Here is a 22,496-nt window from a genome sequence, read left to right on the forward strand (position 1 = left end):
TTACCTCAATTAAAAAAACACCTAAAAGGATTGTCATTCATGGGAAAATCATTACTTTCAGTCGCCATTGCAGCGATTTTTGCCATCCCCACCTTCGCGCAAGACATCATATCCATGAAAAACGGAACCCGCGAAGAAGCAAACGTCCTAGAAATTGACGAAACAACAGTTCGCTACAAGAAATTCAACAATCCAGAAGGTCCCACCTATTCCGTAAAAAAAGAATCCGTTAGCGAGATTACATACAAGAACGGAACCAAAGAAAACTTTGACAAAAAGTCGCAAGAACTTTCGCCCGAAAAGAATCCTAACTCCGTTTGGTGGACAAAAGCTAAGGAAACTAAGCTCGGTTTTTGGATGGACCCGCTAGGTTTTACACAATGGGGACCGATGGTCGGCGTATCGATTCGTGTCGGGAGTAATTTCGATGTTAAGGCACACGTGAGATTCTACTCAAAACTCGCCCCCATATTCAGTAAATATATGGATCACAGCGGATACGGCTTTGGACTCGGTTTAGAATTTAGCAAATTTATTCCAACAACCAACGGAAATTTTCACGTAGGTTTTCTTGTAGAATCAGCATCCATGGATGGAAAACATAGTGACGATTATTGGCTTTATCTTGAAAGTGGATCATCTCGAATTGAGGGATATCTAAACGAATCAATCATTCAATACACTTTCGCCCTGACAGGCGGCTACACGCTTCGTTTCAACAACATTTTTTCAATTGATTTCTCTCTACAAGCAGGTGTGACGCCCCGTTATCGCGGAGACATGGAACCAGATGAGACGTTATTTTACGGTGATGCAAGCTTGAAGTTCGGAATCGAATTATAAAAACTAATTTCGGCAAATAAAGTCGGAAGAACAAAAGAAACGCCCGCTCAGTTCACTCCGAGCGGGCTTTTTTTTAAAGGCAAAAATCTATGGATTCTATCGGGGCATAGCCCCTCCAGAATGACATTCAAGCGCAACCTTACTCTTTCAGCAGTTCCGGGTGTTTTTCGGAGATGCGGCGTGCAAGGTACACAAACGGAGTGTCCATAAGGGTCGTGATGACAAAGATGCAGTAGCCAAACACGAGAATTTCGCCAATGGTATTCCACGGGAAAACGCCCGCAAACGCAAGCAAATTGAACACGAGCACATTCATGAGCTGGCTTACAAGAGTCGACCCATTATTGCGGACCCACAGGTAGCCCTTCTTATCCTTAAACTTTTTCTCGGTCCACTTCCACCAAGCGTGATACGCCCAAACATCAAACATTTCGCAAATTGCGTATGCAAACAAACTCGCCAACATCACGCGCGGCGTATTCGAGAATACCGTACGGATCGGTTCTGCCATCGTATCGCCTGCAGCCGGGATGTACAAGAACCAGCTCTGCGAAATGAGAATAAACGTCACATTCGCGAGAATGCCGATTTTCACGCAGCGGCTCGCCTCTTTTTTACCAAAGATTTCGCTCATCATGTCGGTCGCCAAGAATGACGATGCGAAAATGACGTTACCGAGCGTCGTGTCAAGCCCAAAGGCGTGCACGAGAATCAAGACTTCGATATTTGCGGCAATCGTTGCAATGACGGTCCAGGCAAAAATGCCCTGCTTACCGAAAAAGCGGAAAAAAGCAACCAAGCCTCCAAAGAACACGAAAATGGAGGCTATCATAAGGAGTTCGTTTTGCACGATTACTTTCTCCTGTCAATAGCGGCGAAGAGGCGTGTCTTGGCGATAGCTTCGAATTCGGTACCCGGCTTGCCGTAGTTTGCAAACGGATAAAGAGAAATGCCACCGCGCGGCATAAAGATGCCTTCGACTTCAATGTACTTCGGGTCTAAAAGCTTCACCAAGTCCTTCATGATGATGTTCACGCAGTCTTCGTGGAAATCCCCGTGATTGCGGAACGAGAACATGTAAAGCTTGAGCGACTTGGATTCCACCAAATACTGGTCCGGAATGTAGTTGATCTTGATTTCGGCAAAGTCCGGCTGACCGGTTTTCGGGCAGAGGCTCGTGAATTCCGGGCAGTTGAAAGTGACCATGTAGTCGTTACCCGGATGCTTGTTCGGGAACTTTTCGAGCACTTCGGGGCTGTAGGTCGTCTTGTACTGGGTCTTGTTATTGCCCAAGAGCGTAACGCCTTCGAGTTCAGCTTCTGAACGCATATTGTCTCCTAGTTTTGTTTTAGGTCAGGATGGGTTTCGAACTGACCGCAATTTTCGGAGACAAAGATAGAATTATTTAAATCCTATTTCAAGGAGAAGCCGAAGCTGCGCCGAATTTAATTTGTTCATTTGAGCACTTTTTACTATATTTGCGCCCATGGATTTTGGAAGTTACGGAAAAACTTGGTGGGCAAATAAGTGGCTTAGCTCGATTCTTGCAACGGCAAGCGAGCAAGCGGTTTTGCAGGGGCTCAAGTTTGCCGCACGTGGCCAGGTCACAAGCATCGACATCGTCGATAACCGAGTGATTTCCGTGGTGAAAGGCCCGAATGGCGGGCTCCATAACAACTACATCGTCTTCCCGAAATTTTCTAAAGAATCTTCCGAAATCTTCGTGAGCTTTTTGAAGCAGCAGCCTGCGGAACTTTTGGCTTTAAACAACAAGGCGTTAAGCCCATCACTTGAACTTTTGATGAGCAAAAGCGGGCTCCAGCTTTTTGACGACCCTGCCAAAGTCAATATGGGTTGCGATTGCCACGATGAACGCCCGTGCAAATACCTCGTTGCCACATTTTTAAAAATTGCTGAACAAGCGGACAAAGAACCCAACGCTCTATTCAAGATTCACGGACTCGACCTGGAATTTATCAAAGACTACAAGCCGGACGCCATGGAAATGGAAGCGCCCAGCGAAGTAAATCTCGTGAGGTCATTCAGCAAAGCGACGAGACTCGTGGGCTCTAGTGCCGAAAATGCCACTGGAAACGCGGCGGGCGATTTGGGAAATACCGCCGAGAACCGCGCCGATAATGCATCTGCTAACGGGAATGTCGCGGGAAGTAATGGGGAAAGCGCGGATGCCTCTACTACGAGAAGCGCCGGGGATAGCGACGAGCGTGCTGAACAAGAAGCAAGGCACGCCGCCGAACTTTCTCACGCTGAAGACGCGAGCGCAAGTTTATTTGGTGGGTATAAAGGCTCGGGCCGCGAATCGCAAAACAGTATCCCGCCCAAGCAACTGCCGACATTCGATTTCAAGAGTTGGAAAGACTACTCACACATTCTGCCCGCGATGTTGCAAAACTTCCCGAAGTTCTGCCCCGCCGGGAATTTCCGCAAGAGTTTTACAGATGAACTAGAATCGTGCCACAAGTTCTTTACCGACTTCGAGAATTTTGATGCGTTCTCGGAACAGTTCCGCGTGAATAACGCGAAGACGTTCCTAATGGAAAACGAGCAACTGCGACTGTTCCACAAGCCCGGATGGCATTGGAATTTCGAGCAGTCCATGGCCGATAAAGTCATCAACAGCAATCTGACCGTTACAAACGTGATGGGCGCACTTTGCTGCCTCAGCGCCGGGAATTTCTCGTGGCACCATTACTCCGTGCGTTACTTGCACTTGATGTTGCAAGTTGCATTTTACCTTGTGCGCACTGGAGCGATTTATCCGCAAGTTTTCTGGATCGGGAAAGACGTAGCGCAGATGCGCTGGCTCCCCGCCGAAATGCTCCCCGAGATTCTGTACATTGTCGCAGACCTCGAAGTCACCGCCCCGCGAGAACTTGCGTGGACAAGCAAAGAAGAATCCTTCTTTGAAATTGCGGAACCCGCCGAGCACATTCTTTCGTTGTTCATCTCGCAGCTTCTGAAATTCGCGCGCAAGTACAAAACACCACTCAAGACGAATCACGGCAATTTGCTCTCGTTCTTTTTCGATAGCGTTTCCGGGAAACTCGCGAACAACGCTCACGCCATTCCAGGGAAAATCCAGCAATGGCTTTCGGTGTATTCTTGCCTCGGTTGCCGTACGCAAATTCTCTTTGTCTGTAGCGAAATGGACGAAGATGTAGCGCTGGACGTTTTTGTACTTGACGAAGATGGAACCGCAACAAGTGCTGCCGGGAATGCGGCGGGAATGCTAAATGCCGCAAGACGCACGCCGCTTTCGGAATTATTTGAAAACAACGACTCGCGACTGCTCTCGATCATGAGCGTTCTAAACGGCATTGCCGATGGCTTCAAACCGCTTGACGCATACTTGGAACGCCGTGCAAGCGAACCGATTTTGATGCGAGGCGCTGAACTCCTCGACTTTTTGCAGGATTGCCTCAAAAAACTCCAACTGTTCGGCATCCAGACGGAAATTCCAAAGAATTTGTTGAACATCGGAAAGCCGAAGCCCAAGATGCGCTTGCAAGGCAGCATGAGCTTTGGAGCATTTACTGCCGGAGACCTGCTAGACTTCGATTGGGAAATCGCCATCGGTGATGAAAACATTTCGGCAAAGGAGTTCCTAGAACTCGCAGAGCAAGCAGACGGACTTTTAAAATACAAGTCCAGTTACGTGCAAATTACTGAACAGGATTTGCAATCCATCCGCGATAAAATTGAAGGCAAGTCTAGCGGGAACGTCAAAGACGGCAAAGGCAAAAAAACTGCTGGGGATGATGCGGGAAAGTCTTCTGAAAATGCCGCGGAAAACGCCGACGAAATCCTCGAAGAAGATTCCGTTCCAGAAATCACGCAAGCCAAACTCGTACAAGCATGCTTCACCGGCGAATGCGACAACATCCCGGTCGAAATGGCGAGCGATTTCAAGCAGCAGTTCGATGCCTGGCGCGCCGAAACAGATATTCCGTTGCCCGAGAATTTGAACGCGACACTCCGCCCTTACCAAATGCGCGGCTACTCCTGGATGTACAAGAATCTGGAAATCGGATTCGGTTGCATTCTCGCCGATGACATGGGCCTTGGCAAGACGCTACAAGTCATTACGTTCCTCCTCAAGATGAAACAAGAGGGTAAATTTGCGGAGAAAAAAGCCATTGTCGTAATGCCCGCCGGCCTCCTTTGCAACTGGCAAGTCGAAATCAAGAAGTTCGCCCCGGAACTCACGTTCTTTGCGTACCACGGAGGCCGCCGCAATCTGCAAAAGTTCAACGCCGATGTATTGCTCACGACTTACGCCACGTTCCGCAAGGACTTTGCCGAACTCGACAAGCACGAATGGCAAACGATTATCATCGACGAAGCGCAAAACATCAAGAACGCCGATAGCGAACAGAGTAAATTGCTCCGCCGCATGCGCGCCCCGATGAAAATTGCGATGAGCGGAACCCCAGTCGAAAACCGTCTCATGGAATTCTGGACAATCATGGATTTTGCGAACCACGGATTCTTCCCGAGCGCAAGCGAATTCCGCGAGAAGTTCGAAACGCCGATTCAAAAGAACGGGAACCAGATCGTCGCCGAAACGTTCCGCAAAATCACGGCACCGTTCATGCTGCGCCGCCTCAAAACCGACAAGAGCATCATCAGCGACTTGCCCGATAAAATCATCCAAGACGAATACGCCGAACTCACACGCTCGCAAGCCGCTCTTTATCAAAAGACACTTGAGCATTTTATGCAAGAGCTCGAGATGGAGCAGGCACTCAGCGAAAAGGCAAACGACGCCCACGCACTCTTCAAGCGTAAAGGCATCATTTTGCAGATGATTCTTGCGCTCAAGCAAATCTGCAACCACCCCGCCACATTCCTAAAAGGCCTCGCCACAAAAACCGCCACCGACTCCTCAACACAAGACGCCGCAACAGTCCCTGCAGAAAGCGCGGATTCCAAAAAGTCCAGCAAGCTCGAATCCGGCAAGATGCAAATGCTCCTGGATCTCCTCACATCTATCCAAGAGCAAGGCGAAAAGACGCTCATCTTCACGCAATTTGCCGAAATGGGCCACTTGTTAAAATCCACCATCGAAAGCGAACTCGGCCTCCGCACACATTTCTATCACGGCGGTTGCACACAAACGCAGCGCTCCGAAATGATTCAGGACTTCCAAGAAAACCCGGACTGCAAAGTGCTCATACTCTCGCTCAAGGCTGGTGGCACCGGTCTCAACCTCGTCGCCGCCTCGCAAGTCATCCATTACGATTTGTGGTGGAACCCCGCCATTGAAGCGCAAGCCACCGACCGCGCCTTCCGTATCGGCCAAAAGCGCAACGTCCAAGTCCACCGTTTTATCACCAAAGGCACCTTCGAAGAGAAAATCAACTCCCTCCTCGAAACCAAAAAAGCCATCGCCAACTTGACCGTGAACGCCGGCGAAACATGGCTCGCCGACATGGACGACAAGCAACTCGCCGAAGTCTTCTGCCTGGATAACACAATTGTGTAATTTTTTTAGACTTTTAAAAATCCGTAAAGTCGCAAATTGCGACCTCACGAATTACAACACCTTTGAATAATTATATTTAAAATACAAACAGCGTAAAAAAGTTGAGGTAAAATGCGGCGCAAGGACAGAGAAGTTTTAGGCGATGAAAACATCGCAAAGATTATTGAACAATGCACAACAGTCCATGTAGCAATGACGGATGAAGCAGACCCAAGCATGCCCTACATCATTCCGCTGTCGTTCGGATATAATCTAAACAGCGGCGTTCTAGAACTGTATTTCCATTGTGCTCATGTCGGCAAGAAACTCGACTGCATCCGCAAAAATCCGAATGTTGCATTCAGCATGTGCGTTGAAAACCGCATCGAGATTCACGAAGAAGCCTATTGCAAAAGCGGTCGCTTTTACGCAAGCGTTGTCGGGCAAGGCAAAGCCGAAATCGTCGAAGACATCGCTGAAAAATGCCGAGGACTCTCGCTCCTGATGGAACGGCAAGCCGCTGCGCCGCACCACCCAGATTCCGCGCAGTATTCGCAACCCACAGCATCCGCGCATTCCACGCAATCCGCCACACCACATAAGTTCGAATTCACACCCGAACAAGCCGCCACAGTAACCGTATTCAAAATAACGAGCACTAACTTTACCGGCAAAGCAAAAAACGACAAAGCACAAAAGTGCTAGATGCATATGTTAAAAGAGACGGTAATAGCCGTCTCTTCTTTTTATTCAAAACATTATCTTATGTTCACTTTTCGGGTTTGATTTCCTATTTTCACCAAATAGCTCCCCGCTCGCGGTAATGCTATATTGAAATTCGCAGCCGAAACGCGTCCATTCTTCAGTACTCGTCCCTGCATATCGAAAATTGCATACACAGAATTCATTGGAACCGCAGAGATTTGTATAGAACGCGCTTGAACTTGAAGCGAGAACTTAGGAGTTTGCACCTTCGAAACAACAGCATTACTCTTTTTGCTTGAACTTGATTTTGCCTGACTACTAGAACTCTTTCCTGAACTAGAAGAAACTTTCTTTGAACTACTTGAAGAAGACTTTACTACACTGCTAGAACTTTTTGCAGAACTACTGCTCTTGATAGAGCTAGATGATTTCGGTGTACTGCTAGAACTGCTCTTGGGATTTTCAATATACTTCGCAATAATCGTGATATTAGCGGTCACAGAGATTTCATCGCCAGCGACACCAAGTTTCTTATCGCCATCATAATAAGCATCGAAGGTGTAACCGTCTTTCTTAGGAGCTTCCGGCAGCGTGTATAATTCACCATTTTCAACCTTCACATTATCAATTTTTTCACCATCACTATTTACAACACTAACCGTACGGACAATCAATTCTTCGAACAACGCCTTGACCGTCAAGGCCTCCGTCACCTTCGCAAAAGAAGTATTCCATCCGACAAACTTGTAACCTTCGCGAGTCACATTTGTAGGAGCAACAGCAGCATCGCCATACGGCACCATCTGTTCATCAAGGACGGTTGTACCATTCATAAAGACAACCTTGTATTCAACCTTGCTAGAATCGTAAATTGCAATATAGGAAGCAGCTTCGGTAACATAATCAAGTGCAGGTTTCCAGCCTTTATGCATAAATGTCCATTCGACGGTAGCTGTACGAGTCGGAGTCTTGCTACAGCTCGGCATCTTGCCATATTCAAATGTTGCGCTTTCAATTTTTGAGCCATCTGTATTATTGAATGTTATAGTATACGAGCGTATTGTTGAATCATAGACCGCATGGTATTCAAAATCTTCGACAGCATTCGTGGGCTCTATATCCCAACCCTTAAAAGAATAGGTGTACTGAGCTGTAGAAGTTAATGTCGGAGAGACACCACCATAAGTAACAATGCTTCCGTGCTGATAAGACTTGGATTCCAACACAGTATCGGCAGGAACTGCATTATAGAATGTAATCGTCCAGAAAACATCACTTACATCAGTATAAACAGCCTTTACAATTTGGTCAGCAGAAAACACCGTCGTAGGTTTGACCCTAGTATCGTCAACATTATACCACCCCATAAAAAGAAGGCCTTCAGCAGGTTCAGGATTGTCGGGAAATTGAGCTAAACCTTTGTTATTTGTATAACGATTTGATGTAGCCCCATCATCGTTGAAGACAATCCTATATATAGGACGATTAACTTCATTCGCAAAATCAGGATAACCAGTTGTACGAGTCCACATACCGCTGTTAGATTCTGTTCCGTTCGTTGTATTCAGAATCCAAGCAAACTGATCTTTTTGCATGTTTTCGGCAGTTCCTTGAACTTCAGTCTCATTGAGCCAATATTTTAAGGACTGCAAATCAATGGAATTTTTTGCTTTGCCGGAAGCGATAATGCCATTGATAAAACCATTATCATCAGTACTATTTCCATTGGTTATTTTTCCACTGTTGATACTATTGTAAATAGTCTTTGTGCTGAAGCCACCGATTCCCCCTGAATAAGTTTCACTATGGACATAAACTGTATAATCAACATATTGTGATCCCGAAGGCGTAGCTGTTAGAGAAGATTCTTTATAAGAATAATAGCCCTTAGCTACAACCGAGCCGACATTTTTTACTTTACCAATCGAGCCAGCGTTATATCCAACAATTCCTCCAGAATAAATTTTATGCTTATTTCCATCTTTTATTCCCGCATAAACTGTACTTGCAGAAATATTTCCGCTATTGCCAGAATTTTCTATTTTTCCTGTATTATATCCAGCAATACCGCCAGAACGAGCTTCTAGTGCAGTACCACTAATAGATGCCTTATTGGAACAGTCAATAATGTAGCCCTGATTATGCGCCGCAATTCCTCCTATATAGAAAGCAGTTGAATCCCCTTTCTTATAAGACATTTCAATCTTATTATTATTTTCAACATCTTGAATCAATCCATTGCTATGAGCAATGACACCCCCTATCCGGAAAAATCCACTTACATATCCAGCATTTGTTTTCAAATTTCTAACAATACCATCTGTATTTAGCACTCCGATAAGGCCAGCTAATGCAAGACCTGTCGAAGACATTCCATAAATGGTATGACCAGCACCATCTAAAATTCCCGCAAATTGATATTTCGTATCCTTTCCAATAGGAGTCCAATTTATAGACGCAACTGTATTTTTGTCCTTTCCGAAAACAATATCATTTCCTAATACTGCATTTATGGTCGATTTTCCACTATTCACTTGATTCGCAAACCAAGCTAATTCATCAGCAGTAGTGATGACATAGAAAGACTTGCCATCAATCTTTTTCATATTTTCAGGTTCTGACATAGAACCAGTCCATGCTGCAGCAACAGCATTACTTGCAAGTAATGCAAGCAAAGAAAGTACTGTTAAAAAGAGTTTAGTGTTTTTCATAGCTATGCCTCCTTGATAAGTGACGAATTGGAGAGTCCTATTAAATCTTCCCCCAATAGGCCTTTGTATTTATACCATAGTAGACGGTCAAATTCTTTGAGCGTTAATTTTTCTTCTGCTCCGTATAAATTTGCAGCGCTAGAGATAATTTTACGAACCAACAAGATATATTTGCTATACCCATGATCTTGGTCTTTTTTGAAATTATCTACCGATTCATCTCGACAATACGCCCACGCATAGTAGGGTAATATACTTTGCAAAACTCCGTCATACGGAGTAAACTTATTGTATTCATTAAAGGCATATCGGGATATATATGTACAAAACTTAGAAGCAAAGCTTAAATTGAAGCGTTTTTTACTTGTATTTTTTCCCGCTAGAGCTAAATCGTTAACAATATCAACATCGCCCAATTTTATTCGCCCTAGAATTTCAATCTTATTTCGGTTAAAGTAATCAGCAAAAAAATTTTGTTCTTCATCGCTTAGTCTTGTTGAATTTGTATCATTTATTTTCTTGATAATGCCAAGGCAACCATCATTGAAATTCTTTTTCTTTTCATTTTGTATCAGTTGGTACAGATCATTCTTGGCAAAATCATCTTCGCGAATAGCACTAAGCGTTTTTCGAGTCTTAGAAGACTTTTTCCCATCAGCCTCTTTTGCTGATGCATCTACCTTTTTTTGAGCTAATTTTGCATTATGATTTGTGAGTTTCACAAAATCATTTTTGTCAAGTTCAAAGCCTTGCGCGTCTTTCTTAGCCATAACAGCCTCCATGTAAACACCTATGGAGTTTCACCCCTGCCAAGCTAGGAACCGAGACCTTTTTGAGAAAACAAAAAAAGGACGCAGATCGTTGCATTTATCTGAACGTGGCTCTAGACTGCCTCTAAACGATAAACGCAAACGACCCACGCCCCAAAAGGGCTGTTGCCCTCTGGCCATACGACCAAAGGCCGACTGTATAGCCGGTACAGCAAACTGAAACATACCGCAAAATGGCATGCCTGCGTGAGCGTTCACCCTGTTCTCGTTTAGGGAAATTGTCTAGATTTCGTTCAGAGAACAAGAGCAAAAACTCTTTATACACATTAAAGATAGCTTAAAAACGATTACATCATTCAATAAATTTACAATTGACCACCCATTCTCCTCAAAAAATGCTTTTTTTTGACAAAAATCCTTGATAATGCTATTCCAAATTAGAATAAAACAACACTAAAATTCATTTCCAAAATTTTACATACATTGAATCAGACCCACCCCAATCCCCCAAATTTCGCAAAAAACGCCATTTTTTATTACGATCGAGAGCAAAAGCCTTAAAAACAATCCTTTCTTGCCATTTTTACCAAAAGTTCCAGCTATTGCTCCGATTCCGCACATTATTTAATTTCATCGAAAAAACAATACCGGGGGGTCGCTCTGCTACGGCAACGACATTTGGTGAAGCCGGTACACCTACGCCGGGGGCTGAAAGAGTATCTCGCGATACCGATTGAACACGGCAGGCGCCATGCTCGCCCGGCATTTTTTACAACAATATCTATTGCGTCGTAGGAGAAAATGAACAAGAACAAAGAAACTGGTGAAATCGTACTTTATCAGCCGGAGGGCGAAACCAAGCTAGAAGTACGTGTTGAAAACGAGACCGTTTGGCTTACACAGGCGCAAATAGCAGATCTATTTGGGACAAAACGCCCTGCAATTACAAAGCACTTAAAAAACATCTATGCATCGCAAGAACTTGACGAAGATAGCACATGTTCCGTTTTGGAACATATGGGTAACGATTCAAAGCAGGTGTACGAAACCAAATACTACAACCTTGATGCAATTCTGTCTATCGGCTATCGCGTCAATAGTAAAAACGCCACCTTGTTTCGCCGTTGGGCAAATCAAGTTCTTAAAGACTACATGCTCAAGGGCTATGCCATCAACCAACGAAAAATGGCAACAGACCTACAAATTGCAGATCGATTACACGAGCAACAGCGGCTCATCGAAAAGCAGAGTTCAGAAATCGCAGATGTTCGTAAGACCATCGTAGAACAAAACTCCCGACTTTCGACAGTAGAGCAACATATAGACTTCTTCATTAAATCGGCACAAACACCAACTAGCGGAATTCTAGCAACAGGAACTCGATTCGATGGATTTGTCTTGATTGCAGACCTCGTAAAAACAGCCAAGCGTTCAGTTATATTCATAGACCCGTTTGCTACAATCGAGGTACTAAAATTTGCCGCAATGCGGTCAAAAGGCATTACAGCAATCATCTACGCAGCACGAATCACCCCAGAATTTAAGGAAGCCCAAAAGCTGCACAACAAACAATATCCTGGACTAGAATTAAAAACGATGCGTACAATTCACGACCGTTTTTTGCTTATAGATGACACTGTATATCACTTCGGAGCATCATTTAAGGATATGGGCAATGAAATGACTGCATTCAGCATTCTTAATTTCGTAACACCTGAAGAAGTCGTCAAAAAAGTGGAAGATTGCACCAAAGGAATATGAGGGAACAAAAACTTTCTCTACTCCGCCCAATGATTTCCGTTGTAATTCTTGGCGGTATCGGCATCCATGCCAATCTGGCGCACCAAATCTTCAATGCTTGCGAACTTCTTTTCAGGGCGCAAAAAGGCGAGCAAGTCCAGCGCTAAATGCTGACCGTAAATGTCTTCGTTAAAGTCCAGCAGATACGCTTCGACTGCAAGATTATGCGTTCCAGGCGTTGTCGGTTGCGTTCCGATGTTCACGACAGAGCGGAAAATGCGACCGTCCGAGAGCCTTGCGCTTGCAACATACACACCGCCTCTTGGCAAGAACTTGTACTGTTCCATCTGCACATTCGCCGTCGGGAATCCAATCGTATGGCCAAGACGTTTGCCGACCACGACCGTTCCAGACAAGCGATACGGGCGACCCAGATAAGTCTGCGCACGGTCCACATCGCCGTTCAAAAGAGCATTGCGCACGGCAGAAGAGCTCACGCGTTCGCCCTTGTGCAACACCATCGAAAGCATCTGCGTCGAAAGTTCCGGGAACGCAGCGGTAATCGTCTCGTAATTGCCCTTGCCACCTGCACCAAAGCAATGGTCGTGTCCAAAGAACATCGAAACAACTTCACGCTTTTCAATCAGTTCCGTGCGGACAAATTTATCGAACGGGAGTTTTGCCAATTCATGCGTGAACGGCAATACCAAAAATTCAATGCCAAGGCTCTCGACGAACTCGCGTTTTTCTTCGGTCGTCGTAAGGAGCAACGGATCGCCCGGTCCACGCAAAACGTAATTGGAATGCGGTTCAAAGCTGATGACCGTCGGCTGCAAATGGTTCACTTCGGCAACCGCCTTGAGCGTGCGGAAAAGCGCCTGGTGCCCCAAATGGCATCCGTCAAAATTACCCATTGTCACAGCGCGTTTCATTTAATCATCACCTAAAAAGAACTTGGGGCAAATACGGCCCGGGTCATAGACGCCAAGCCCAATCACAGCGCCATCTTTATCGGCGGTAAAGACAAACTTTTCCGCCCCTGGCGTCGTGCTTAAATTTTCAACAGGAGTGCGCCACGGCACCCAATTTCCTAAACGAATTGCTTTCACCTGGTCGTCATTCAAGCGGACAACCGGGAAATCAAGCACCTGGTCCACAGGGAGCAAATGTTCCGGCGTGAGAGCGTCCCCGCGAACAGCGCGATCCACAGTCACATTACCAATGCGATGGCGGCGGATCATCGAGACGCAGCCGCACGTTCCGAGCGCACGTGCCATATCACGACCAAGCGAACGGATGTACGTTCCCTTGCTACAGTTGCATTCCAAATCAAACGTAGCAAAGCTCTTGCCCGTGCAGCCTTCCGTCACAAGCCCCTCGCCCACGACTTTGAGCGATTCGATATGAATGCGGCGAGGCTTGAGTTCAATTTCACGGCCACGATTCGCCAAGTCGCTTGCGCGATGGCCGTCAATTTTCACAGCACTGTAATTCGGCGGAACCTGGTCAATATAGCCAATGAACTGCGGCAAAACCGCTTCGAGGTCCGCGCGCGTCACCGAAGGCACTCCGCACTGGATCCTATCGCCTTCGGCTCCAGGATGACAACTACTCTCGTCACTCGTCTTTGGACTTTCGCTTTGCTCAAGTCCCAAATGCTGGGCTCGGTCATATCCATGCAAGCATGGCTGCGACTCTCGCCCCACGCATTTGTCGTCTACCGAAACCACTTCCCCGTCCCATTCCAGGGTATCGGTTTCGTAGCCAAGATGGAGCCTGAACGTATAGCACTTGTCCTTCGCCTCAATGTAGGGCAAAAGGCGCGTTGCACGACCAGTGGCAGCAATAATGAGCCCGCTTGCACGCAAATCAAGCGTACCCGCATGGCCCACACGTTTAGTACAAAAGACCCTTTTCAGAGGGAAAAGGGCCTTAAAAGATGTTTCACCTGCAATTTTGTCCAAGAGGACGAAGCCGAAAGAGGACAATTAAAGTTCCCCTTTCTGCTTCAGTTCTGCAAGGATTTCTTCAATGTGCATGGCATGTTCAAGATTTTCGTCAAGAACGAACTTGAGCTCCGGAACCTTGAAAATCTTCAAGGCCTTGCCCAAGACGCCACGGATAAAGCCGGCGGAATTGTTGAGTCCGACAAGCGTATCACGCTTTTCTTTATCGGAACCCATCACCGAAACGAGGGCCTTTGCATAGCTCAGGTCTTCGGTAATGTCCACACGGGTAATGCTCGCGAGAGTGCTCACGCGCGGATCCTTCAAGCCCTTTTGAATGAGCTTGGAGATTTCTTCACGGAACTGCTCGCCCAATCTATCGGTTCTACGAGTCATTAAGCGTCTTCCTTCTTTGCTTCAGTGGCAGCTGCAGCCTTGAGCTTTTCTTCAGCTTCTTCGCGGGCAACGTCTTCCAACGTACGGGCGACCTTGACTTCCTTGAAGAAGATGAGGCTATCGCCTTCCTTGATATCGTCGTAACCCTTGAGGCCGATACCGCACTCGAAGCCACGAGCGACAGACTTGACGTCGTCCTTCATGCGCTTCAAAGACTGGACCACAGTCGTACCGAGTTCGATACCATTGCGGTAAACGCGGACATGGCTTGTGCGGTCGACTTCGCCGTCGGTAACCATACAGCCAGCGATGAGACCAACCTTCGGGACCTTGAACACCTGACGGATTTCGGCTTCGCCAACGAGTTCTTCGCGCATGATCGGCTTGAGGAGGCCTTCCACAGCGTTCTTGATATCTTCAATGCAGTCGTAAATCACGCGGTAGTTGCGGATTTCGATGCCTTCCTTCTGGGCCATTTCGCGGACAGCGAGAGACGGCATAAGGTGGAAGGAAATAATGATTGCCTGTGCGGTCGTTGCAAACAGGATATCGGATTCCGTAATCGTACCCACACCCTTGCGGATGATGTTGACGCGGACTTCCTTGTTGGTAAGCTTTTCGAGGGAAGCGGCCAAAGCTTCTGCAGAACCACCCACGTCGGCCTTGACGATGAGGTTGAGTTCGGAGAGCGTACCTTCCTTCTTTGCGTTGAAGGAGTTTTCGAGAGAGACCGTCTTACGGGCGCGGAGATCGCGTTCACGAGCAGCCATACGACGCTTGGAGGCAATTTCACGTGCGGTCTTTTCGTCTTCCACCACGACAAGTTCGTCACCAGCCTGCGGAGTACCGTCAAAGCCGAGCACCTGGCACGGAGCAGAAGGCGGAACTTCCTTCAACTGGACACCACGTTCATTGAACATGGCACGGACACGACCAGCGTAGATACCGCAAACAAACGGGTCACCCACATGGAGTGTACCGTTCTGCACGAGGATCGTTGCCATAGAACCCTTACCCACGTCAAGCTTGGATTCAACGACAGCGCCACGGGCGTGCGTATCCGGATTGGCCTTAAGTTCAAGAATTTCAGCTTCGAGAGCAAGCGTTTCGAGGAGGACATCCATGCCCTGACCCGTACGTGCAGAAACTTCGATACAGCTGGTCTGACCACCCCACTGTTCGACTTCCACACCGCGTTCTGCGAGCTGGGCGCGAATCTTGTCCGGGTTTGCGGTCGGGAGGTCCATCTTTGTAATGGCGACGACCATCGGGACGTTTTCGCGCTTTGCAAGTTCAATACATTCAACCGTCTGCGGCATGACCATGGAGTCAGCTGCCACGACGAGAACGATAACGTCGGTCACCTGGGAACCGCGAGCACGCATAGCACTGAAGGCTTCGTGACCCGGAGTATCGAGGAAGGTAACCTTACCCTGCTTGGTGGTGACTTCGTATGCACCGATGTGCTGCGTAATGCCACCCGATTCGCCGGACACCACGTGGGTCTTACGAATCCAGTCAAGGAGAGATGTCTTACCGTGGTCAACGTGGCCCATGACGGTAACCACCGGATGACGCGGCTGGAGATTTTCCTGAGATTCTTCCTCGATGCCGAGAGCTTCTTCTTCGTATTCTTCCATCAGCTGAGCTTCGTAACCGAATTCATCAGCCAAAATCTGGATCGTTTCGAAATCAAGGCGAGCATTGATGGTCACCATCATGCCCATTTCCATGCACTTTGCAATGACGCGTGCCGGCATCTGGTCCATAAGACCAGCGAGTTCGCCCACGGTAATGAAGTCAGAAGTCTTGAGGATCTTCTTTTCTTCACCCGTATTGTTTTCGGAGTGATCCTTGTGATAAACTTTCTTGACCGGGTTCTTGGAGAGGGAGGCCATCACGCGGGAAACGTTCTGACGTACGGCTTCCTGCTGCTGTTCTCTCTGCATTTCCTGACGGTCTTTAGTATTGCTACGACGGTTCTTGTCGTTGCCATGGCGGCCGTTCTGGCCCTTGCCATTGCCCTTGCCGTTCTGATTCTGGCCAAGAGCCTGGTTATTGCTGTTGGAAGCATTGAAAGCTTCCTGCATGGAACCGCTGGAGAATCCGCCGTTGCGTCCGGTATAGCCGCGGCTACTGCTGCTAGCGTTACCGCCGTTCGGGCGACGATTATTGTTGTTATTGTTGCGGTTGTCGTTACCGCCGTTGCCGTTGTTAGAAAGACGGCCAAACGTACCCGTGTAACCCTGGCCATTGCCGCCATTGCGGTTTCCGCCATTCGGACGATGGTTGTTGCGAGCGGCCTGAGCCTGCTGGCGAGACTTTTCGATACGAGCGAGGATGGCGGCATCGGGCTTGAAGACCTGAGCCTTCATCGGCGGCTGCTTGAGTTCTGTAGAAGCAGACATCATAGTCGGCTGCGGAGCAGCGGGCTTTGCAGCAGCCGGAGCAGGTGCGGCTGGCTTCGGAGCAACCGGTGCGGCAGGCTTTGCCGGGGCTGTTTGAGCAGGCGCGGGAACTGCAGGCTTCGGCGCCGGAGCGGATTGAGCCGGGGCCGGATTTGCTGCCGGAGCGGGAGCTGCGGCAGGTGCCGGTGTTGCAGGTGCAGCCGGTTTTGCGACCGGTGCAGGAGCTGGCTTCGGAGCGACAGCAGGTGCGGCTGGAGCAGCAGCCGGAGCGGGAGCAGCGGGCTTTACAGCAGCCGGTGCAGCAGGCTTTGCTATCGGGGACTTCGGATCCTGTTTTGCGACAGCCTTCGGAGCATCCTTGCGGGCACCCGGGCCTTTCTTAAGGCTCACCTTCAAACCGAGCTTGTTCGTCGCAACCGACGTTTCCTTCTTCTTTGCAGGAGCGGAAGCGGAAGAATCAGATTCAGAAGCGGTCGGCCTCTTGAGATTCTTGTTACGGGCATCCTGCTTCTGTTTTTCGGCAGCGGCAGCCTCCTCAATCTTTTCAAAGTCTGCCATATCCAATTTGGACATATGGGTACGAACTGCAACACCTGCATCGCGGAGCAGCTTCATCACCACATCAACCTTCAATCCATGAGCATCAGCCCAATCCTTAGGTTTCATTTGAGATTCATTCGTCATGAATAGCCTATTCAATTCCTTTTCTTATTCTTCCGTTAAACTATTTGCCCTGCGCAAAAGTTTTTAAGCGTTCACGTCCTTCTTGACAGCAGCGGCCTTTGCCTTTCTGTCTTCGTCCATACGCTTCGCTCTCATTCTTCTTTCATCCTCATAGTTCGGAGCGAGGATGTTGTTCTTGGCTTCTTCGTCCATCTGAGACCATTCCTGTTCTCCATGAACATCGAGCTTGCGATCCACCAAGCGACCGGCGAGTTCCACGTTCTGGCCACCCTTACCGATAGCCTGTGCGAGGTTTTCGTCATCCACGATGATCACGATACGGTCCGTATCTGGAACCGGGAACATCTTGAGGACTGATGCCGGAGCCAAGGAACGCTGAACGAACACGTCGAAGTTTTCGTCCCAGTGAACGATGTCGATACGTTCGTTGCCAAGTTCGCGAACAATCGTCTGAACGCGAGCACCCTTCATGCCGACGCAAGCGCCAACCGGGTCAATCTTTTCATCGCGAGAGTAAACAGCGATCTTTGCACGACGATTCTTGGAATCACGAGCCACAGCCTTGATTTCGACAGTGCCTTCGTAAATTTCCGGAACTTCCTGACGGAGCAAGGCCTTGAGGAAGTCTGCATTAGATCTAGACAAAATAACCTGAGCACCGCTCTTCGTAGATTCTTCGACGCGAGCAATCACAGCCTTCACAGAAGCGCCCTGAGTCAAACGTTCGTGCGGAATCTGTTCGCGAGCCGGGAGTTCAGCTTCAATCTTGTTGCCAAGATCAACGATAACGTTACGTTGTTCCAAACGAAGAACAGTACCGTTGATAATCGTACCGATACGGCTGCGGTAGATGTCCATAATGCGCTGGCATTCAGCGCTACGGATGTGCTGCGTCAAAAGCTGCTTTGCGGTCTGGATGGCCTGACGACCGAAGGAGGAAGTCGGGAGTTCCATATAAAGGCTGTCGCCTGCCTGAGCGTCTTCGTTAAAGTCGCGAGCTTCTTCGACGAGCATGTAGCCTTCGTCCATTTCAGCAACTTCTTCGGCAGTCATGTTCGGGTCATAGTCCGGATAATCATCCACAACTTCGACGTTCAAGAACACATGGACTTCGTTTGTTTCCATGTCGATATCAACGTTGATTTTCTTTTCGATGTGCAAATACTTGCGAGCCGCAGAAATAAGAGCCTTCTTGAGGGCATCCAAAATCACGGAATCATCGACACTCTTGTCTTCAACGACGTCCTTGAGCACGTCGAGCAAGTTTACTTTCGGTTCGTTCTTCATAAGTTGACCTTCCTATTTAATTTCTACTTCGACCTTGGCCGAAAGCACCTCGGACCTCGGTATGACGATTTCGCCGGCATTGCCCTTGAGCTTGAGCTTCAAATTTTCTTCGTCGGCATCTAAAAGTTCGCCAGTCACAGGCTTACCCGTCGAGCGGGTCACGCGGAGCAGACGGCCCTTGTTGCGGTTAAAATCCGCCAAAGACTTGAGGGGGCGGTCCAATCCCGGGGATGAGACTTCAAGCGTGTAGGCGCCCTCGATCAACTCGGGATCCAGGTCCAGCGCATCCGAAAGGAAATGACTCACGTTCGTGCAATCATCGATAGTAACCCCCTCGGGCTTGTCGATAAAAATCCGCAATGTCTTGCGCTTGCCGGCACGGAACACATCAGCTTCTACAAGCGTCACAGATGCAGACTTGCAAGCGTCGGCAATGAGAGAATTCAGTTTTTCTTGGGCGACCAAATAAACCTCTTATATTAAAATAGACGTTCGCTTACGGACCTTCTCCAGAAACCTTTTGGACCGAAATCCGGGGTTTCAACGGAAAAAATCCACGAACAGTCTAAAAACCGATACAAATAGAGAAATTTTTTTGCACTCAGGCAACTGTAATTATATGAAATAGGGGATAATTATTGGATAGTGTATAAAATTTATCAATGCGTAAGGCAGAAATTCCTATCGTAAATAAGGCGAATGGGTAAACGAGCTTTTCTTACTTCATCCGTCATCTCAACCGCCGCCTTACCATCTTCATAGAAGCAGTAAGCGGCCAATTTACTTGGATTACTCGGACTATCTAACCTTATCCAGAAACAGGTTTTAAGTTTTTTATTGCCCGTCAAACTCAAAAACACAGCTTCACGATCGTAGTAACCGGCTGGGAGAAGATTAAACTTAGATTCGTTGTCCCCACCCATTTCTTCAGAATAAAGTTTCTTCACATCTTTACCAACAATACCTATCAGTCCCTTAACTTCTTGCGAGTCCGGCAAGACCCAGCAATCATTCGGATTCGTTGACAACCTATGGATGAAAAGAGCCTCCTCTGTATTATAATAGCGCCCATATTTTTTGCAAAGATCAACGCCATTATCTCGTTCATAAGCATAATAATCATCAAAGCACGTTTTTTCTGTTGACGTAAAGCTATCATCCCAATACTGCAAGTTTTCCGCCATCCATTTTTGATGAAGATTCATGTTCCCTTCCTCGGCATTAAAATCAACAACCGAGTAGGAATCGCCTAGAATCGTTGCGGACAGCTTCGAGACAGAGAATGACGAAGAGGACTGCACTGAGCTGCTTGACGACTTGGCAACCGTCTTTTTTTCGCCCTTAATGCAGCGAATAGAATACAAGGACGTTTTTGACCTTTTCTGCCACTTAGCCTCGTTTTCATCGGAAGAGAAACACAAAACAGCCACATTTTCTCCATCTGTTTCGCTACTAGTCCAGAAACATGATTCTGAGGCATCGTAACTCTGTTTCCAATCATCACTAACTTTGCCAGAGCCAGCAGGAAGAACTCCAAATCCGAATTCATCCGACCCCGCCCACTGTTCAGACTTGAGCTTTTTAGCAGATTTATTACCAACGACTTCAAGTAAAATTTTCCAGTCCGTCGTATCCGGCACATGCCATCCATCGGGGCAAGCATCCTCCGTCAAACTGAACGTATAAAGCCGACCATACATTTCGCAATAGTCTGTTCGGTTCTGGAAACAGTAAGGAGACATATATTGAGAATAAAGATTTTCTGCAATCCATGTCTGGGAACCAATCGTTACAATATCATAAGATTCTGAATAATCATCCCAATAAAGCGAAACATCTTTTTGGACAACAGCGCCAGATGCCAATGTTATTATCGAAGAGCTACTTACTGAAGACGACGAAATAGCCGCAGAAGAAGAAGACTCTGCAGATGACGACGATGATTCTTCCTTCAATCCTTTTTCAACAACAAATTCTTTCGAGTTCGCGCCCTTATTACTCTTGTTATACGGAATAACACGAATAATACCATTCGAAGTTGCATTCACGCCACGATCAGAGGAAAGTTTAACTTTTACCGTATAACAAGTTTTGCCATCAGCCGGACCATTTAAATCGAAGGATTCGTCGAGCAAATCCACACCTGCATCGCTAGTATTTTTCCTAAAAACGATGCGATAACCATCATCATCAACGTCCGTTCCAAACACAACATCAATCGTTTGACCAACCTTGAATTTCTCGCCTCCGGCAGGATAAACAACTTTCACGCCATCAGAAACAGAACAATCATAGTCTCCATCAGAACCATTCGATTTTACACTAGACGATGAAACTTTTTCACTACTACTAGATTCTGCAACGCTAGACGAGGATTCATCCGATTCTATTTCTGAATGAGCCTTTTTCCAACCCTCAAAATCATCTTCCATTTGCGAGACATAATCCGTGCAAGCAGAAAAGAAAGATACTACGGATAAAATAATTATAGATTGCTTCGCTATGCTCGCAATGACGTTTTTTCTTTCGCATTTCGTTTCAAGTTTTTCGCTCAACATCATCCCCTCCTAGAACGCAAAGCTAAGCCCAATACCAACAGCACCGGCAATCGCAATACCAATACCCACGCCACGCAATGTCTGCCCGGATTTAGCGTCATCGTGATTTTTCTTGTATTCAGTTTCTGTAGAATACTTCTTCTCGGAAGCATTCTTCGCCTTGCTGTTTCCGACCACAGCAAGCACAACACCTGTCACAGTCGCTGCAGCGCCGATACTCAGCGGCACCCAACGGACACCCTTCTTTGCTGACTTTTCCTTCGTTGAATCATCATTACCGACATTCGCAGGAACGCTTTCACCTATCTTATTCTCGCCCACCGCTTTCTGAACATCCGGTTTTTCAACAACAGGAACAATAACAGGAGTCGATTCCGGCAACGGAGCAGCACTTGAATCTACCGCAGCAGAGTCTTTAGCTACAGAATTTTCGTTTTTACCTCTTTTGAACATTTCCAATTCTTTAACGCTATGGAAAAATTCAGGAGATTTCGCTTCAATAACAGCCAGAAGTTCATTCACATCAGAACCACGTCCATTGAAACTTGCAATGAGCTTGTTCCCCGCAGTCTCGTAAAGTTCTGCCGAAAGCGTAAGCGAATTTCCAAAGCGGCCCACGCGAGCTTGGCAAACATAATCGGCTGCAATATTCTTGCCCGTTTCTACAAGGCAGCTACCTTCACAGTCCTCGATGGATTTACTCGGTGGCAACATCTGCTGGATGTTTTCGCGAGTCATAATGGTGTAATTCTGCACCGCAGGGAGTTCCTTGACAGCCTGCTCACGCAATACGTTAGTAAGGTACTGGCGGTCCAAAAACGGCACACTATCCTTGGCACTGCCATCGGCCGCCGTTTCAAGCACTGCGACATAAGTTGCAAACGAACTTGTTGCAAGCATAAACAAAATTGACAAAAAAGCAAATAACTGTTTCATAATTAAAAAAATAGAAAAAAAACAATA

At 47.2% G+C, this 22,496-nt stretch carries 16 protein-coding genes; 4 read left to right on the forward strand and 12 right to left on the reverse strand.

Annotation, left to right across the window (positions count from 1 at the left end; all coding sequences use genetic code 11):
• The first annotated feature begins 39 nt into the window (after positions 1-39).
• The gene (locus tag BUA34_RS03630; RefSeq protein WP_072827381.1) at positions 40-843 is read left to right on the forward strand and encodes a hypothetical protein; all 804 of its coding nucleotides are present in this window, start codon (positions 40-42) and stop codon (positions 841-843) included.
• Positions 844-982: 139 nt separating this feature from the next.
• Here the strand turns inward: BUA34_RS03630 and BUA34_RS03635 are convergent, their stop codons facing one another.
• Together BUA34_RS03635 and queF are read right to left on the reverse strand one after the other, a co-directional pair.
• Complete coding sequence (locus BUA34_RS03635; RefSeq protein WP_072827382.1) at positions 983-1,693, reverse strand: queuosine precursor transporter; 711 nt, start codon at positions 1,691-1,693, stop codon at positions 983-985.
• A gap of 2 nt (positions 1,694-1,695) precedes the next feature.
• On the reverse strand, positions 1,696-2,172 hold the full coding sequence (gene queF, locus BUA34_RS03640; RefSeq protein WP_072827383.1) for a preQ(1) synthase: 477 nt from the start codon (positions 2,170-2,172) through the stop codon (positions 1,696-1,698).
• A gap of 157 nt (positions 2,173-2,329) precedes the next feature.
• Here queF and BUA34_RS03645 point away from each other — a divergent pair, with 157 nt between their 5' ends.
• Positions 2,330-6,349: a DEAD/DEAH box helicase gene (locus BUA34_RS03645; protein WP_072827384.1), complete on the forward strand. Its 4,020-nt coding sequence runs from the start codon at positions 2,330-2,332 to the stop codon at positions 6,347-6,349.
• Positions 6,350-6,460: 111 nt separating this feature from the next.
• A complete protein-coding gene (locus tag BUA34_RS03650) occupies positions 6,461-7,033 on the forward strand; it encodes a pyridoxamine 5'-phosphate oxidase family protein (RefSeq protein ID WP_072827385.1) in 573 nt (190 codons plus the stop codon).
• 53 nt (positions 7,034-7,086) lie between these two features.
• On the opposite strand, the gene BUA34_RS03655 is transcribed toward BUA34_RS03650, so the two are convergent.
• Together BUA34_RS03655 and BUA34_RS03660 are read right to left on the reverse strand one after the other, a co-directional pair.
• A complete protein-coding gene (locus BUA34_RS03655; protein WP_072827386.1) occupies positions 7,087-9,744 on the reverse strand; it encodes an InlB B-repeat-containing protein in 2,658 nt (885 codons plus the stop codon).
• Positions 9,745-9,746: 2 nt separating this feature from the next.
• On the reverse strand, positions 9,747-10,514 hold the full coding sequence (locus BUA34_RS03660; protein WP_072827387.1) for a hypothetical protein: 768 nt from the start codon (positions 10,512-10,514) through the stop codon (positions 9,747-9,749).
• An 801-nt stretch (positions 10,515-11,315) separates the two neighbouring features.
• Here BUA34_RS03660 and rhuM point away from each other — a divergent pair.
• Complete coding sequence (gene rhuM, locus BUA34_RS03665) at positions 11,316-12,275, forward strand: RhuM family protein (protein WP_072827388.1); 960 nt, start codon at positions 11,316-11,318, stop codon at positions 12,273-12,275.
• A 17-nt stretch (positions 12,276-12,292) separates the two neighbouring features.
• Here the strand turns inward: rhuM and ribF are convergent, their stop codons facing one another.
• The 8 genes from ribF to BUA34_RS03710 all read right to left on the reverse strand — a co-directional run bounded on the left by ribF (position 12,293) and on the right by BUA34_RS03710 (position 22,469).
• On the reverse strand, positions 12,293-13,186 hold the full coding sequence (ribF, locus tag BUA34_RS03670) for a riboflavin biosynthesis protein RibF (protein WP_072827389.1): 894 nt from the start codon (positions 13,184-13,186) through the stop codon (positions 12,293-12,295).
• On the reverse strand, positions 13,187-14,242 hold the full coding sequence (locus BUA34_RS03675; RefSeq protein ID WP_083579725.1) for a tRNA pseudouridine synthase B: 1,056 nt from the start codon (positions 14,240-14,242) through the stop codon (positions 13,187-13,189).
• A complete protein-coding gene (gene rbfA, locus BUA34_RS03685) occupies positions 14,243-14,596 on the reverse strand; it encodes a 30S ribosome-binding factor RbfA (RefSeq protein ID WP_014546935.1) in 354 nt (117 codons plus the stop codon).
• Entirely contained in the window at positions 14,596-17,670 is a 3,075-nt protein-coding gene (gene infB, locus BUA34_RS03690; RefSeq protein WP_254794307.1) for a translation initiation factor IF-2, read from the reverse strand. The genes rbfA and infB overlap by 1 nt, the downstream gene beginning before the upstream one ends.
• An 81-nt stretch (positions 17,671-17,751) precedes the next feature.
• Positions 17,752-18,975: a transcription termination factor NusA gene (gene nusA, locus BUA34_RS03695; RefSeq protein ID WP_072827391.1), complete on the reverse strand. Its 1,224-nt coding sequence runs from the start codon at positions 18,973-18,975 to the stop codon at positions 17,752-17,754.
• A gap of 12 nt (positions 18,976-18,987) precedes the next feature.
• Positions 18,988-19,440 carry a ribosome maturation factor RimP gene (gene rimP / locus BUA34_RS03700; protein ID WP_072827392.1) on the reverse strand — a complete coding sequence of 151 codons (453 nt, stop codon included), beginning with the start codon at positions 19,438-19,440 and terminating at the stop codon, positions 18,988-18,990.
• A 194-nt stretch (positions 19,441-19,634) separates the two neighbouring features.
• Positions 19,635-21,407: an FISUMP domain-containing protein gene (locus BUA34_RS03705; RefSeq protein WP_175545416.1), complete on the reverse strand. Its 1,773-nt coding sequence runs from the start codon at positions 21,405-21,407 to the stop codon at positions 19,635-19,637.
• 135 nt (positions 21,408-21,542) lie between these two features.
• On the reverse strand, positions 21,543-22,469 hold the full coding sequence (locus BUA34_RS03710) for a hypothetical protein (RefSeq protein ID WP_072827394.1): 927 nt from the start codon (positions 22,467-22,469) through the stop codon (positions 21,543-21,545).
• Between the last annotated feature and the right edge of the window lie 27 nt (positions 22,470-22,496).

The organism is Fibrobacter sp. UWB12 (assembly GCF_900142485.1).
In the GTDB taxonomy this organism is placed as follows: domain Bacteria; phylum Fibrobacterota; class Fibrobacteria; order Fibrobacterales; family Fibrobacteraceae; genus Fibrobacter.